The 14041-nt window shown below is 48.8% G+C and carries 16 protein-coding genes; 6 read left to right on the top strand and 10 right to left on the bottom strand.

Annotation, left to right across the window (positions count from 1 at the left end; all coding sequences use genetic code 11):
- Positions 1-26 precede the first annotated feature (26 nt).
- Positions 27-1277, top strand: a complete 1251-nt coding sequence (locus ACMYSL_RS13780) for an MFS transporter (protein WP_434663545.1) — start codon at positions 27-29, stop codon at positions 1275-1277.
- A gap of 53 nt (positions 1278-1330) precedes the next feature.
- Here the strand turns inward: ACMYSL_RS13780 and ACMYSL_RS13775 are convergent, their stop codons facing one another.
- The 3 genes from ACMYSL_RS13775 to ACMYSL_RS13765 all read right to left on the bottom strand — a co-directional run bounded on the left by ACMYSL_RS13775 (position 1331) and on the right by ACMYSL_RS13765 (position 3066).
- On the bottom strand, positions 1331-2419 hold the full coding sequence (locus ACMYSL_RS13775) for an AAA family ATPase (protein WP_434663542.1): 1089 nt from the start codon (positions 2417-2419) through the stop codon (positions 1331-1333).
- A gap of 103 nt (positions 2420-2522) precedes the next feature.
- On the bottom strand, positions 2523-2783 hold the full coding sequence (locus ACMYSL_RS13770) for a hypothetical protein (RefSeq protein ID WP_182240782.1): 261 nt from the start codon (positions 2781-2783) through the stop codon (positions 2523-2525).
- Between the two features lie 28 nt (positions 2784-2811).
- Positions 2812-3066, bottom strand: a complete 255-nt coding sequence (locus ACMYSL_RS13765; RefSeq protein ID WP_182239046.1) for a hypothetical protein — start codon at positions 3064-3066, stop codon at positions 2812-2814.
- A 277-nt stretch (positions 3067-3343) separates the two neighbouring features.
- On the opposite strand from ACMYSL_RS13765, the gene ACMYSL_RS13760 reads away from it, so the two are divergent.
- Together ACMYSL_RS13760 and ACMYSL_RS13755 are read left to right on the top strand one after the other, a co-directional pair.
- Positions 3344-3670: a hypothetical protein gene (locus tag ACMYSL_RS13760; RefSeq protein WP_434663538.1), complete on the top strand. Its 327-nt coding sequence runs from the start codon at positions 3344-3346 to the stop codon at positions 3668-3670.
- A 108-nt stretch (positions 3671-3778) separates the two neighbouring features.
- Positions 3779-4051, top strand: a complete 273-nt coding sequence (locus ACMYSL_RS13755) for a DUF883 family protein (protein ID WP_110274104.1) — start codon at positions 3779-3781, stop codon at positions 4049-4051.
- Positions 4052-4093: 42 nt separating this feature from the next.
- On the opposite strand, the gene ACMYSL_RS13750 is transcribed toward ACMYSL_RS13755, so the two are convergent.
- On the bottom strand, positions 4094-4405 hold the full coding sequence (locus ACMYSL_RS13750; RefSeq protein ID WP_434663535.1) for a hypothetical protein: 312 nt from the start codon (positions 4403-4405) through the stop codon (positions 4094-4096).
- A gap of 209 nt (positions 4406-4614) precedes the next feature.
- On the opposite strand from ACMYSL_RS13750, the gene ACMYSL_RS13745 reads away from it, so the two are divergent.
- Complete coding sequence (locus tag ACMYSL_RS13745) at positions 4615-5154, top strand: DUF2058 domain-containing protein (protein ID WP_110274102.1); 540 nt, start codon at positions 4615-4617, stop codon at positions 5152-5154.
- 135 nt (positions 5155-5289) lie between these two features.
- Here the strand turns inward: ACMYSL_RS13745 and dcp are convergent, their stop codons facing one another.
- A complete protein-coding gene (dcp, locus tag ACMYSL_RS13740) occupies positions 5290-7338 on the bottom strand; it encodes a peptidyl-dipeptidase Dcp (protein ID WP_434664077.1) in 2049 nt (682 codons plus the stop codon).
- A 160-nt stretch (positions 7339-7498) separates the two neighbouring features.
- Here dcp and ydfG point away from each other — a divergent pair, with 160 nt between their 5' ends.
- A complete protein-coding gene (gene ydfG / locus ACMYSL_RS13735; protein ID WP_112214300.1) occupies positions 7499-8248 on the top strand; it encodes a bifunctional NADP-dependent 3-hydroxy acid dehydrogenase/3-hydroxypropionate dehydrogenase YdfG in 750 nt (249 codons plus the stop codon).
- Between the two features lie 88 nt (positions 8249-8336).
- Complete coding sequence (locus ACMYSL_RS13730; protein WP_434663532.1) at positions 8337-9023, top strand: GntR family transcriptional regulator; 687 nt, start codon at positions 8337-8339, stop codon at positions 9021-9023.
- Between the two features lie 56 nt (positions 9024-9079).
- Here ACMYSL_RS13730 and ACMYSL_RS13725 read toward each other — a convergent pair whose 3' ends face one another.
- From ACMYSL_RS13725 to ACMYSL_RS13705, 5 genes are all read right to left on the bottom strand, one after another.
- On the bottom strand, positions 9080-9511 hold the full coding sequence (locus ACMYSL_RS13725) for a universal stress protein (RefSeq protein ID WP_112214301.1): 432 nt from the start codon (positions 9509-9511) through the stop codon (positions 9080-9082).
- A 246-nt stretch (positions 9512-9757) separates the two neighbouring features.
- Positions 9758-11164, bottom strand: coding sequence for a glucuronate isomerase (uxaC, locus tag ACMYSL_RS13720; RefSeq protein WP_434663529.1), 1407 nt, complete (start codon positions 11162-11164; stop codon positions 9758-9760).
- 89 nt (positions 11165-11253) lie between these two features.
- Positions 11254-12531 (bottom strand): TRAP transporter large permease, encoded by a 1278-nt coding sequence (locus ACMYSL_RS13715; protein ID WP_304259471.1) that lies wholly within the window; start codon positions 12529-12531, stop codon positions 11254-11256.
- Entirely contained in the window at positions 12522-13001 is a 480-nt protein-coding gene (locus tag ACMYSL_RS13710; RefSeq protein WP_304259473.1) for a TRAP transporter small permease, read from the bottom strand. The genes ACMYSL_RS13715 and ACMYSL_RS13710 overlap by 10 nt, the downstream gene beginning before the upstream one ends.
- Positions 13002-13049: 48 nt before the next feature.
- Positions 13050-14033 carry a C4-dicarboxylate TRAP transporter substrate-binding protein gene (locus ACMYSL_RS13705; protein ID WP_304259474.1) on the bottom strand — a complete coding sequence of 328 codons (984 nt, stop codon included), beginning with the start codon at positions 14031-14033 and terminating at the stop codon, positions 13050-13052.
- Between the last annotated feature and the right edge of the window lie 8 nt (positions 14034-14041).

Below are 14041 nucleotides of genomic sequence, written 5' to 3'. Positions count from 1 at the left end.
AGGCATAATAAGATGGAATATTCACAATGAAACTCTCTGAACTCGCGCCCCGAGAACGGTATAACTTCTTTTACTTTATGCTGTTCTTTTTCTTCTACTATTTCATTATGTCGGCTTACTTTCCCTTTTTCCCGGTGTGGCTGGCGGAAGTTAACCATTTAACCAAAACCGAAACGGGGATCGTCTTCTCCTCAATTTCGCTCTTCGCCATTATCTTCCAGCCTATATTTGGCTTGATTTCAGATAAGCTTGGGCTGCGTAAGCATCTGCTGTGGACCATCACAGTTTTATTAATTCTGTTCGCGCCATTCTTTATTTTCGTCCTCTCGCCGCTATTGCAAATGAATATCATCGCGGGCGCGCTGGCGGGCGGGATTTACCTGGGGGTCGTATTCTCCAGCGGCTCCGGGGCAGTAGAAGCCTATATTGAACGCGTCAGCCGCGCTAACCGTTTTGAATACGGTAAGGTTCGCGTTTCCGGCTGTATCGGCTGGGCGCTATGCGCATCAATCACCGGCATTTTATTTGGTATTGATCCCAATATTACTTTCTGGATCGCCTCCGGTTTTGCGCTGATCCTTGGCGTGCTGCTGTGGGTATCAAAACCGGAAAGCAGCAATAGCGCTGAGGTTATCGACGCGCTGGGCGCTAATCGCCAGGCCTTCTCCATGCGCACCGCCGCGGAGCTGCTGCGGATGCCACGTTTCTGGGGCTTCATCATTTATGTCGTTGGCGTCGCCAGCGTCTATGACGTCTTCGACCAGCAGTTCGCCAACTTCTTTAAAGGCTTCTTCTCCAGCCCGCAACGTGGGACCGAAATCTTTGGCTTCGTCACCACTGGCGGGGAACTACTTAATGCACTAATCATGTTCTGCGCACCGGCTATTGTTAACCGAATTGGTGCCAAGAATGCCCTGTTGACCGCCGGACTGATTATGTCAGTGCGTATTTTAGGATCGTCTTTTGCTACCTCGGCGGTGGAAGTGGTTATCTTAAAAATGCTGCATATGTTTGAAGTTCCGTTCCTGCTGGTGGGCACCTTTAAATATATCTCGTCGGCCTTTAACCCAAAACTCTCTGCCACGCTGTTCCTGATTGGTTTTAATTTATCGAAACAGCTTTCAGGCGTTGTGCTGTCAGCGTGGGTTGGACGGATGTACGATACCGTTGGCTTCCATCAGGCTTATCTGATCCTCGGCTGTATTACCCTGAGCTTTACGGTTATCTCACTATTTACCCTGAAAGGTAGCAAAACGCTCCTCCCGGCAGCGGCATAAAATAGATGCCGCCGGAAATAACCCGGCGGCATTTAGAATGCAAATAGCCAATATTACTCAATAATTCGCGTCTCTCCATCGCTATTTTCCAGCGCATAAATTCGCGCGTCGGCCATTGAGGAAATCAATTCGGAAAGCTCGGCAGAATGGCTGGTCAACCAGATTTGGCTATAGCGAGACGCTTCAACAATTAATCTGGCAAGAGCCGGAAACATCTGGTGGTGCAGGCTGTTTTCCGGTTCATTGATCGCCAGAAATGCCGGTGGACGAGGGCTCAATAACGCCACCGCCAGGCACAGGAAACGCAGCGTGCCGTCGGACATCTCGGAGGCCAGTAAAGGCCGGTAAACACCGTTACGCCGCATCTTCATTGAGAAACGTGAATTCTCATTCTCACAATAGAATGTGCATTGCGGAAAGGCCTCGGCGAGGATCTCATGCAGCAGTTCCTCCGCGCCGATTTCCACAATAGTCTGAAAGGCGGCAGCAAGATTATGCCCATTGCTATCAAGCACCGGCGAGCGGTAGCCGACCGCCGGTTGGCGTAGCGGCGAATGCCTGCCAATATTGAACTCGTGATAAAAACGCCAGCGTCGCATGGTCTCCCTAACCCGCGAGACCTCCGGAAAGCGATGCGGTTCACCCAATTGACCAAAGATGGATTCGTTCTCATAAATAGTATCGGTGAAGGTACTTTTTTCGCCGTTAACATCTACCAGAAACGCGGCCTGATTTTTGCGCTGTAGCACACGCGATGAAGGTCGTCGGGAAAAGCCCGCCAGCCAGATAGACTCCTCTTTGACAATCGGGTCCAGCACAAACTGGGTCGGATAAGGCAGTTTTTCCGGAAAGCCGACCTGCAACTCATAGTCGAACTCATCGGTCAGACAGGCAATCTGCAACCGTCGCGGAAAGCGGTCCGTTGGCGCATTCGGCCCTGACCACATAATATTTTCCAGGCCGCCCTCATCACTGATATAGCCGGAAAATTGTCCGTCAGCGGAGGCGGTTAGCAGATGAATAGCTTTGTAGATATTGGACTTGCCGCAGCCGTTGGGGCCGAAAACAATGTTCAGCGCACCCAGCTCCAGCTCGATATCCCTGACCGATCTGAAGTTTTTAATGCGGATGTGGTTAATCATAGCGTTTCCGAAGCGTGCAAAGGCGTATCGCTATACTGTATCGGAGGCGGGAGGAAAACGAAACATGACCCGACCGGACGACAGATAGCCGTCCGGCATCGGATCAACTGAAGAGCTTTTTCATGCCGCGAGTCAACGCCACTCTCTTGAGTTTATCCGTATCCTCATGGCTCTCACTGAAAACGCCGAAAAAGTAGCGCTCATCATCGATAGTTTGCGACACAATCCGATAGCTCAGCGGCTGACCGGATTTTGCGCCGTACTGCGCCGGCGTGACGGAAACTTCTGTCGCGGTATCGGCGACGCTGACCAGCAGGCCATCTCCTTTACCCCCTACCAGCATGACCTTAATTAACGGGTGCACCATGTCCCTCCCGGGTTGAGGTCAATGATTAGTTTTCGATAGCCACTGGCTGACAGTTTGCAGCGGGGCCGTCATGACCTGGTTTGCCATTTGCCGGAGCAGGCCGAGCCCCCTCTTTTCCGACAACGGGCGGTAGCGGCACGCCCTCTTTGTCCACCGCAGGCGGCGCTTTCTGACAGGTTGTTGTTTTCGCCGCGTCCGCGCCCCAGGCAGGCGTGGACAGATTCAGCAACGCCACGGGAGCAAGCAGTAACGCAACCTTCAGTACATTCTTATAGTTCATACCGACCTTGAGTAAAAAAATAAATTTCTTATGCTGAGCTAAACGCTGATTATTAGTAGCAAAAGCTGACAAATGATGAAGGAAAAAAGAGGAATTGTGAATCTCAATAGCTCTTATTTATCAGTCATCGCTTTGGAAGAAAGCAAGTTATGTGGATTTTATTACTCAGAATAGTCTCAATCAATTGAAATATCTGGAAAACCACTAATTCTGGCGAAGGCTTTATGGCGAGGTTGTTTCCTATACTAAAGCGGAAAACAACAACCAGGGTTATGTAATGAAGAAACACTATCTGATGCTTTTTCTGGCAGGGACTGCGCTATTGCAGGGCTGCTCGGCTTTTGACAAGCACCATGGCGTTAACTGGGGTGAAGGTACCTGCCCGGCGCCTGCGGCAAATGAGCTCAGCGAATCTAAACAACTGATTATGGAAGATGGCAAAACGCTAAAATGCCAGATTCGTCCTTACGTCAGCAATATGGAGTGCCAGGGTATCACCGATAAAACCAACGCCGATGGCGTTGTCTGCCAGAACGGACTTGGGCAATCGATTATGTTTATCTTTGACGACAAAGGCGTGTTGAAAAAGCACGGCAGCGTGTAACTCATCCGGTCTTTGGAAAAATCCTGGAATACAGCCGTAGCGGCCTGTGCATTTGAACTTCTTCCGTCAGCCACTAGACTTGAATGAGTCAAACGAAAGGAGAATCACATGTCATCACAAGATTATGAAAACGACGCGCAAAATCTGGCGGACAAGGTCGGTAACAAAGTCAACGAAATTGCCGGGGAAGCCCAACAGCAATTTGGTGATGCGGTAGATTCGCCTAAGCATCAGTTGAAAGGCGCAGCGCGTAAATACGCCGCCCAGGCGTCAGATGCGGTCTCCGAAGTTTCGGAGCGAGTCAAAGAAAACCCGCTTACCGGATTGCTGGCCGCCGGTGCCATCGGGCTGGTCATTGGTTTACTGGCTGGACGTAAGTAAGATTAAGGCCTTCGGGCCTTAATTTTTAGTGCTTTACCCCACTCAAATCGCCAAGACGTTCGCCACATCAAACTGAAAGACATAGGGATCGGACAGGAGCTGGAATTGCTCATCATCAGGGTAGGTTACCGCCACATGGTAATTCTCACCAGCGAACGCTTTGACCGCATCCAGATCCTCCCAGTAAGTCGCCAGAAAGAAATGTTCCCATTCTCCCTGAGTTTCTCGCCTGACAAACGCTCCCGCGTTTCCAGGGATACCCGCCGAATGTTGCACGCCGGTTGCCTGCAAATGGTCTGCAAACGCTTCACCAAAATCAACAGGAACACAGCCGTGCCAGGTTCTGACAATCATCTTCGACCTCCATAAAAAACCGCTAAAGATGCATTTATAACAAAAATAAACCACTTCATGTGATTTTTTATGCACTCCATGTCTGTACTGGATGATTCACCAGGTCCACCTCGTTCTGACCGTATCGCAACGTCATCCCCGCGCACTGACACATCAGCTAAAATTACAGGTATAATCGCAAAAATTTTTCAACGGGTTTAGAAGCGAAGATGACAAAACTCACCTTACAAGAACAGATGCTAAAAGCAGGGCTAGTAACCAGCAAAAAGATGGCTAAAGTCCAGAGAACAGCGAAGAAATCACGAGTTCAGGCTCGCGAAGCAAGAGAGGCTGTGGAAGAAAATAAAAAAGCGCAGCTTGAGCGTGATAAACAGCTAAGCGAACAACAAAAACAAGCTGTTTTATCTAAAGAGTATAAAGCTCAGGTGAAGCAGCTCATTGAAATGAACAAAATCGTCATTGCAAAAGGCAATATTGATTTTAACTTCACGGATAACAACTTAATTAAAAAAGTTGTTGTGGATAAGACAACGCAAACTCAGCTGATTAACGGCCGTCTCGCCATCGCGCGTTTGGTTATTGATGGCAGTGGCGAGAGTGAATACGCAATTATCCCCGCGATCGTGGCCGATAAAATCGCGCAGCGAGATGCGAACAGTATTGTTTTAAACAGCGCGCTGAGTCAGGAAGAGCAGGATGAAGATGATCCGTATGCTGATTTTAAAGTGCCCGACGATTTAATGTGGTAATTCACATTTTGCCAATGTTTATCAGAGGAAATAGCCCTGCCCGGAGTTTCAAACGATAAACAAACCGATTTTTTGTTACTGTTCTCGCATTTCTGCCGGGTGGCGGCTAGCGCCTTACCCGGCTTACAAAACCGACTATAAAACGTTCAGCCCGCGATTTTCCAGCATCGGTTCGATTTTAGGATCGTGCCCGCGCCACTGCCGATACAGTTCAGCTAAATCAGTGCTATTGCCGCGCGACAAAATCGCCTCGCGGAAGCGCTGACCGTTTTCGCGGGTTAAACCGCCCTGCTCAACGAACCACTGATAGCCATCGTCCGCCAGCATCTGTGTCCATAGGTAGGCGTAATAGCCTGCGGCGTAGCCGCCGCCGAAAATATGCGAAAAATAGCTGCTGCGATAACGCGGCGGCACGGCGGAAAGATCCATATTCTCCGCTTGCAGCGCCGTCGCTTCGAAGGTATCAACATCCTGCGGCAGCGTTTCCGTCGACACGCTGTGCCAGTGCATATCCAGCAGCGCCGCCGCGAGCAGCTCGCTCATGTCGTAACCTTTATTAAACTTCGCCGCCCGGAACATGCTATCACGTAACGCTTCCGGCATGGCTTCACCGGTTTGATGATGCCGCGCATAGTGGGCGAATACCTGCGGTTCGCTGGCCCAGTGTTCAAAAATCTGTGACGGGAACTCAACAAAATCACGCGGCGTATTCGTGCCTGAGAGGCTGGCATAACGCTGGCTGGCAAACAGGCCGTGCAGCGTGTGACCAAACTCGTGGAATAACGTAATCACCTCATCCCACGACAGCAATGCGCTGTGGCCAGCCTTGGGTTTCTGATAGTTACAGACGTTGTAGATGACCGGATGCTGCGCGCGCAAAGTTGATTGCTCAACAAAAACGCCCATCCACGCCCCGCCGCTTTTGCTATCGCGGGCGAAAAAATCACCATAAAACAGCGCAATCCCCTCACCGTTCGCGTCAAAAATTTCCCATACCTGCACATCTGGGTGATAAACCGGAATATCAAAACGCTCAACAAAGCGGATGCCAAACAGCTGAGAAGCGGCCCAGAATACGCCGTCGCGCAGGACGCGGTCGAGGGCGAAATACGGCTTTAGCTGCGCTTCGTCGATAGAAAACTTCGCCCGACGCACCTGCTCGCCATAGTAGAGCCAGTCCCAGGCTGCAGCCTGAAAATCGCCGCCTTCATTATCGACAACCTGCTGAATATCCGCCAGCTCCTGCTCGGCTCTGGCTCGCGCCGCAGGTGCTATCCGCCGCATAAAGGCAAAGGCCTGCTCAGGGGTTCTTGCCATCTGGTCAGCCATCGACCAGCTCGCATAATCAGCGGTCCCAAGCAGTTGCGCTTTACGGGCCCGGATCTCCGCGAGCCGCAATACCAGCTCGCGGGTATCATTGGCATCGCCTTTTTGGTTACGCGTCCAACCCGCAGCGAACAGGTTTTCTCGCGTCTGCCTGTCCTGCAGGGAAAGCAGCGCGGGTTGCTGAGTCGTATTAAGCAGCGCAAGCAGCCAGCGATCGTTTAAGCCTTTCTCCTGCGCCGCTTCTGCCGCTGCGCTTATTTCATCCTCACTGAGCCCTTCCAACTGATGGGCGTAATCTACCACCAGACCACCGGACTTCACCGCCCCCAACAGACGTTGCTGAAACTGACTTTGCAGGGTCGCAGCTTCCGTATTCAGCGCCCGCAGCACCGTTTTTTGCTCTTCTGCCAACGTTGCGCCTGCGAGGGTGAAACGTTGCCAGGTCACCTCCAGCAAACGCATGGATTCAGCGTCCAGAGAGAGAGAATCACGCTGTTGCCAAACCTGTTTCACACGCTCAAACAGCGCCTCATTGAGCCAGATATTGTTGCCCAGTTCAGCCAGTTCGGCAGAAAACTGCTCATCCAGTTCCTGAATTATCGGGTTGGTATCCGCTCCAGCCATAGCAAAGAAGACGCTTGTCACCCGCGCCAGCAGCTGCCCGCTCTGCTCCAGAGCCACCAGCGTATTGGTAAAATCCGCCGGAGCCGGGTTATTAACGATCGCGCTAATCTCTTCACGTTGACGCCGTACGCCTTCATCAAAGGCCGGGCGGTAATGGCTATCTGAAATCAAATCAAAACGCGGCGCCTGGTAAGGTAGCAGGCTGACGCTTAAAAAAGGGTTGTTGTCCAACATCATCATCTCCTGAACACGATTATCCTGTAAGATTAGGCAACTCATTGATTGATCGCAATGATTTCCCCGCTCGTCAAATGTTGTCCGACGATTTCCATTACCCGTCGCCGATATCGCGTGCTATGGTATAAAGACACAAAAAGCGTTGAGGAACAGTAAGATGATTATCCTGGTTACCGGAGCAACAGCAGGTTTTGGTGAAAGTATTACTCGCCGTTTTGTCGCTAACGGTCACAAAGTCATTGCCACCGGGCGTCGCGAAGAGCGCCTGAAGACGCTGAAGGATGAGCTGGGCGAGAGCATTTATACCGCGCAGTTGGACGTGCGTAATCGTGCGGCTATCGAAGAGATGATCGCCGGGCTGCCCGCGGAGTGGCAAGCCATTGACGTTCTGGTTAATAACGCCGGACTGGCGCTGGGGCTCGAACCCGCACACAAAGCCAGCGTTGAAGACTGGGAAGATATGATTGACACCAACAATAAAGGGCTGGTGTACATGACCCGTGCGGTTCTGCCTGGCATGGTTGAACGTAACCGCGGTCATATCGTCAACATCGGTTCAGTCGCTGGTAGCTGGCCTTATGCTGGCGGTAACGTTTACGGCGCGACGAAGGCTTTTGTTCGCCAGTTTAGTCTGAATCTGCGCGCCGATCTTCACGGCACCGCCGTTCGCGTGACCGATATTGAACCCGGTCTGGTAGGCGGAACAGAATTTTCTAATGTGCGCTTTAAAGGTGATGACGCCAAAGCGGACAAAGCTTATGAGAATACGCAAGCCCTGACGCCGGAAGATGTAACCGAAGCGGTCTGGTGGGTCGCAACCCTGCCGAAACACGTCAATATCAACACCCTTGAAATGATGCCAGTCAGCCAAAGTTTTGCCGGTCTAAACGTTCATCGTCAGGGCTAAGCTCAACGACCCGGTCAGCAGACCGGGTCTGGGCTGGAAAGCAAAAAACGCGTAAAATAGCGCAAAATTCCATTTAAAAGTAAGCACAATGGCCGCAGAATCCCAACTGAATCCGACACAGCCTGTAAACCAGCAAATTTATCGTATCCTTCGTCGGGATATCGTCCATTGCCTGATCCCGCCCGGCACCCCACTGTCCGAAAAGGAAGTTTCCGTACGCTTTGACGTTTCTCGTCAGCCGGTGCGCGAAGCCTTTATTAAACTGGCGGAAAACGGCCTGATTCAGATCCGCCCACAGCGCGGCAGCTATGTGAACAAGATTTCCCTCTCGCAGGTGCGTAATGGGTGTTTTGTCCGCCAGGCCATTGAATGCGCTGTGGTGCGACGCGCCGCCGGGATGGTGAATGAGGAACAGCTCTATCAGCTTGAGCAAAATCTCAATCAGCAGCGTGCGGCGGTCGAACGCCAACAGTTAAATGATTTCTTTCAGCTGGATGATGAATTTCACCAGAAGCTCTCGCAAATTGCCGACTGCCAATTAGCCTGGGATACCGTCGAAAATATTAAAGCCACCATTGACCGGGTGCGTTACATGAGTCTCGATCACGTCACTCCTCCCGATATGATGCTGCGCCAGCATTATGATATTTTCCAGCCGCTGGTCGCCCGTAACCCGGATGCCGTAGAAAAAGCGATGAGCCTGCATCTGCAGGAAATTAGTGAGTCCGTCCTGCTTGTACGTCAGGAAAATAGCGACTGGTTCAGCGAAGAGTAAAAATATAGATAGCGGCAGAGTCTCTCACCTGCCGCCAAATGTTCAGGCTATCGATGCTATCTAATCACCAGAACCGGTATTTTTGCGTAGCGAATAATCGACTCGGCGTTGGATCCCAACAGATGAGTAGAAATGCCCGGTTTACGCGAGCCAATCACAATCACGTCATAGTCATCATTACTGCCGATCGCTAAGATTTCATCACGCACGTTACCAAACACGACCCGGGAGTGAATGCGTTCAGCAGGAATTGAGAACAGACGGGACAGCGACTTCATCTTTTTCTCTGACTCTTCCCGCATATATGCTTCAAATTTACGAATATCGGCTGCGAAACCGCGCAGAACTGAGCTACTGCTGTTTGGCAATACGTTCAGCAGCGTGATTTCACCTTCATCCGCTGAGGCCAAAAACTCCGCATGGCGAACGGCTTTGTCACTTAAATCCATTTCAAAAACGTCTACGGGCAACAATATTTTTTTGTACATAGTCCGTTCTCCTTTTCTCAAGAAACTAAATAATTTAAGCCATCATGCCATATTTATCACAACGGGAGAACAATACATCCGCCAAATAAATATTTAATTCATTAAAATAAATATAAATTATATATATTTAGCTGTGGATAGCTAAAGTTATGTGTATTCAACGATCTGGATCAATTTTTACGCTAATGGTTGATTTGCATTAACCGATAATCGAGGGCGCTCCCCTCACCTGCTGACGCTAAAAAATCAGAATCTGAAGTAACACTCGGCATTATCATGACAAATACTTCTGACCATCCGGGATAAAATCTCCTGATCGTCAGGCACTTCTCCGCGGGCAACCCATTCACCAATAAGGTTACAAACAATTCGTCGGAAATAGTCGTGACGGGTATAAGAGACAAAACTACGCGAATCCGTAAGCATACCGACAAAATGCATCAGCAACCCCTGATCAGCCAGCGTATTTAACTGGTTCTCCATACCGCGACGGGTGTCGTTAAACCACCAGCCGGAACCCAACTGCAAAGGCGATTTCACACCATTATCCGCCGTCTGAAAGTTGGCCATCGTCGAGGCGACAATATCGTTATCATTGGCGTTAAGATTGTAGAAAATGATTTTTGGTAATGCATTATTGCGTGCCAGAGCGTCGAGAAACTGGTTCAGATGTACCGCAAGCAGAGACTGATCCATTATCGAATCAAACCCTTTATTTTGCCCTAAGCGTGAGAACATCATACTGTTGTTATCACGAATCGCCCCGAAATGGATTTGCATCGCCCAATCACGCTGCTTGTAATGGCGAGCTAAAAGAAGATAGATCGCACTGTTTAAACTCGTCTGTTCATCTGTGGTTAGTTTTTTTCCTTGCCGTTTTCTGCAAAAAATTGACTCTACTTCTGACTGCGTTGCGCAATTCCAGCAAATAAACTGCGGCCCATGATCGGAAATACGGCAGCCGACCCGATGGAAATGGTCAATACGCTGACCTATAGCTTTATCAAAATCATTAAACGTTTTGATGGCAAAACCGCTGACCTGCGAGAATCTGTCGATAAACAAGCTAAAAGCATGGGTATCAGCGACGAAAAGCTCATCGGGACGAAAAGTCGGTAATACTTTCACTTCAAAGTTGGACTCATTCTTTAACTGCTGATGGAAGTGCAAAGAGTCGAGAAGCGAATCCGTGGTGCAGAGAACTTCAACATTTGACCGCTTAATGAGTTCTCGAGGTGAAAACTCTTTTTGTCCAATGAGCGCATTGCAGTGCGCCATGATTCTCTGCCAGTTCTGGCTGTTTAGCGTTTCTTCACAACCGAAATAGGCGTGCAGCTCAAGATGCGTCCAGTGATATAACGGATTGCCAAAGCAGGATTCGACCGTCAACGCCCATGCGCGGAATTTTTCATCTGCGCTGGCATCGCCAGTAATATATCGTTCATCAATACCGTTGGCGCGCATCGCTCGCCATTTATAGTGATCGCTCGCTAGCCATAGATCTGTTATATGGTTGAAAGGTTTATTTTCATAAATATCTCTGGCATCAAGGTGACAATGATAATCAATAATCGGCAACGATTTTGCCACCTCATTGTAAAGTTTCACACCGGGTGCATTGTTGATCATAAACGAAGCGTTAACTAGCGGCATACATAACCTCAAATAATATAAAATGTAAGACCGTAAATACTCAATTTACGGTCTTATCCTGTGTTATATGATATTGATGCAATCAAGATTTACATCAGCGCCTGTGGCAGGAATAAAGTAATAGAGGGAAAGATCACCAGCATCGCAATGAATACAAAGAATGCGAGCAGATAAGGAATTGAAGCTCTGACAAACGCGACCGTACTGCAGTTTAAGATCCCGCAAACGGTATACATACAGATCCCCACCGGGGGCGTATTGGCTCCCAATAGGGTGAGCACCACAAAAACCAAACCGAAATGTATCGGATCAAATCCAGCCTCAACCGCGATGGGTAATAGAATGGGGGTCAGGAGCAATATAATAACGCTACCATCAAACAACATCCCCGCAACCGCAATTAAAGCCAATAGCAGAACCAGAATACCATAAGGATTTTCCGTAATCTGGATAATGGCCTCGGCGAGCTGCTGCGGAATTTGATCGAGAATAGTGATATGCCCGAGAATCGCCGCAGACATAATCAGCAGCATAACGACGCCGATATCGCTAATGGTTTCCTTCAGAACTTCCCATAGCGTGGCGTTATCAAGGGCTTTATAGACATAGCGGCCAATAACAAAGGCGTATAAAACAATAAACGCGCCTGCTTCCGTGGTAGTAAAAATACCCAACCGGATGACAACAATTAAAACAACCGGAAACATGAGTGCCCAGAAGCTGTTTTTAAAACTCAGCCAAACCTCTTTCCTGTTTGGTAACGAAGTCATTTCCGGCTTAATACTCATGCGCCGGGCAAGAATATAGTTTGTCACCATAATAATGATAGTTAGCAGCAATCCCGGAAAAATCCCGGCAATAAACAGTTTTCCAATGGAAACGTTGCCGACAAAACCATACAAGATCAGCAGGATACTCGGTGGAATGGTCGCCGTAATCAACGAACTAAACGCAATAACCACGGCACTAAACGCTTTCGGATATCCGCGAGCGACCATCGGTAAACCCAAGACGCGCGCCTGCATCGCCGCGTCTGCGGTCGCTGAACCAGAAACGCCCCCCAGCAAGCACGCCAAAAGCACGTTGATCTGCGCCAGACCACCGACCATCCATCCCGAGATGATGCGGGCAAAATCGAGTAGACGATGGGTAACACCTGATTTATTTAGTAAATTCCCAACAAGGAGAAATAATGGTGTTGCCAGAATAGGAAAAGATTGAGTCGGCGCAGAAAATTTTTGAAAAGCAATACCGACTGGCAAAAAATCAGCGGTAAAAAAATAGCTCAGGCTGGATATCGCAATAACCATCCCTACCGGCATGCCAACAATCAATAACACCACAAACAGGGCTACGGTTAAGAGCATATCTCGACCTCATTTTTTTGCTGTTTTTCCTGACAACCGCCGAATAAAAACTCCAGCGAGGTAAAAAGCATGAGAAGACATCCAGTAGGTACTGCGCTATTCAACCAGGCCAGAGATAACTCAGTAACTGGCAGAACCTGAAGATGTGTGGTGATAACGAAGTTAAAACCGTACCAGACGCCGCATAATAAAAAGCCAAGAATAATAATTTCATTCCCCCACAAACATACTCTTTTTAATTTTTGCGGGAAAAAATTGACTACGGCATCAATACCAATATGGCGGCGAACCTGGAAAGCGTAATCAATAGCAAACATACTGATCCACGCGAAAATTACCATAGCAATTTCTAACGACCAAATAAGAGGATGACCGATAGCTCGTCCCACGCCCCCGGCAAGAATAATGATAACGATCGCAACCAAGCCAATACGCGCAAATGCGAGTTCAAACTGGCGAAAAACTTTCATTTTTAACCTCAATGCTGCGAACGGGGGCTATTCACCCCCGAGATAATTTTAGTTAATAACGCTTTTTACCTGTTCAAGTGCAGATTCCAGACCCAGTTTTTTTGGAACATAGGCGCAGGCATCAACAAAAGGCTTAACATCAACTTCAGAAATCGTTATTCCTTTGCTCGCCATATCCGCCAGCATGTTGTCTCCGGCGGCAATGGTATTATCGGAAGCGATATCGCCGTTCTTCTGTGCCTCTTCTTTCAGGATTGTCTGCTGTTCAGGCGTTAACGTGGATAACCATTTTTCTGAAACAATAATGCCGGTCATTAAATGTATATGGTTTGTTTTAGTGATGAATTTTGTAATTTCATACAATTTAGAACCATATACCGCAGTGGGTTGCGCCTCAGCAGCATCAACGACGCCAGTTTGAATAGATGAATAAATTTCAGACCAGGATAGAGGCGTTGGCGCGCCTCCCATACACTTAATCGTTTCAATGGTTACCGGTGCTTCCAGTGCACGAACTCTCACGCCGGATAAATCTTCAGGTTTCTGTACTGGTTTCTGCGTCACCAGCATACGAGCTCCCTGATACCAGTTAAATGATAGAGGTGTGAGTCCTGAATTCTTCGCCATTTTTTCACTCCATTGAGCAAAAACAGGGCTATTAATAAAGGTTTTAATCGTCTGGTAATCTTTAAAAACAAAAGGAGCGGGAATAATAGCCATTTCTGGCACAAATTGCGCCAGACGGGCACCATCAACGATAACACCAACGTTGCTTCCCGCCTGAGCATGCTGTAACAGCTCGTTATCAGCCCCAAGCTGCCCGCTCGAAAACAGTTTTATTTTAATATCACCATTAGTGCGCGACTCAACGTTTTTCTTAAAGGACTGCAATCCCTTGTAGATAGGGTCATCAGGAGATAAAGAGGTACTTACGTTTAGTGATTCCGCCCCGCTACATACGCCAACGATCAATAACGGCAGTACACAGACTGTTTTGGCCAACCATTTGCATTTATTATTTAAATCACGCATTCCTGCAC

Source organism: Klebsiella sp. MISC125, from assembly GCF_051131775.1.
Classification (GTDB): Bacteria; Pseudomonadota; Gammaproteobacteria; order Enterobacterales; family Enterobacteriaceae; genus Klebsiella.
Note: the sequence above shows the minus strand (reverse complement) of the source record. Positions and strands in the feature narration are given on the sequence as shown.

Bases quoted from the DNA above. Each gene is read 5' to 3' on its own strand.
- ACMYSL_RS13780 (WP_434663545.1), top strand. From the start codon at position 27: ATGAAACTCTCTGAACTCGCGCCCCGAGAACGGTATAACTTCTTTTAC.
- ACMYSL_RS13775 (WP_434663542.1), bottom strand. From the start codon at position 2,419: ATGATTAACCACATCCGCATTAAAAACTTCAGATCGGTCAGGGATATC.
- ACMYSL_RS13765 (WP_182239046.1), bottom strand. From the start codon at position 3,066: ATGAACTATAAGAATGTACTGAAGGTTGCGTTACTGCTTGCTCCCGTG.
- ACMYSL_RS13760 (WP_434663538.1), top strand. From the start codon at position 3,344: ATGAAGAAACACTATCTGATGCTTTTTCTGGCAGGGACTGCGCTATTG.
- ACMYSL_RS13755 (WP_110274104.1), top strand. From the start codon at position 3,779: ATGTCATCACAAGATTATGAAAACGACGCGCAAAATCTGGCGGACAAG.
- ACMYSL_RS13750 (WP_434663535.1), bottom strand. From the start codon at position 4,405: ATGATTGTCAGAACCTGGCACGGCTGTGTTCCTGTTGATTTTGGTGAA.
- ACMYSL_RS13745 (WP_110274102.1), top strand. From the start codon at position 4,615: ATGACAAAACTCACCTTACAAGAACAGATGCTAAAAGCAGGGCTAGTA.
- dcp (WP_434664077.1), bottom strand. From the start codon at position 7,338: ATGTTGGACAACAACCCTTTTTTAAGCGTCAGCCTGCTACCTTACCAG.
- ydfG (WP_112214300.1), top strand. From the start codon at position 7,499: ATGATTATCCTGGTTACCGGAGCAACAGCAGGTTTTGGTGAAAGTATT.
- ACMYSL_RS13730 (WP_434663532.1), top strand. From the start codon at position 8,337: ATGGCCGCAGAATCCCAACTGAATCCGACACAGCCTGTAAACCAGCAA.
- ACMYSL_RS13725 (WP_112214301.1), bottom strand. From the start codon at position 9,511: ATGTACAAAAAAATATTGTTGCCCGTAGACGTTTTTGAAATGGATTTA.
- uxaC (WP_434663529.1), bottom strand. From the start codon at position 11,164: ATGCCGCTAGTTAACGCTTCGTTTATGATCAACAATGCACCCGGTGTG.
- ACMYSL_RS13715 (WP_304259471.1), bottom strand. From the start codon at position 12,531: ATGCTCTTAACCGTAGCCCTGTTTGTGGTGTTATTGATTGTTGGCATG.
- ACMYSL_RS13710 (WP_304259473.1), bottom strand. From the start codon at position 13,001: ATGAAAGTTTTTCGCCAGTTTGAACTCGCATTTGCGCGTATTGGCTTG.
- ACMYSL_RS13705 (WP_304259474.1), bottom strand. From the start codon at position 14,033: ATGCGTGATTTAAATAATAAATGCAAATGGTTGGCCAAAACAGTCTGT.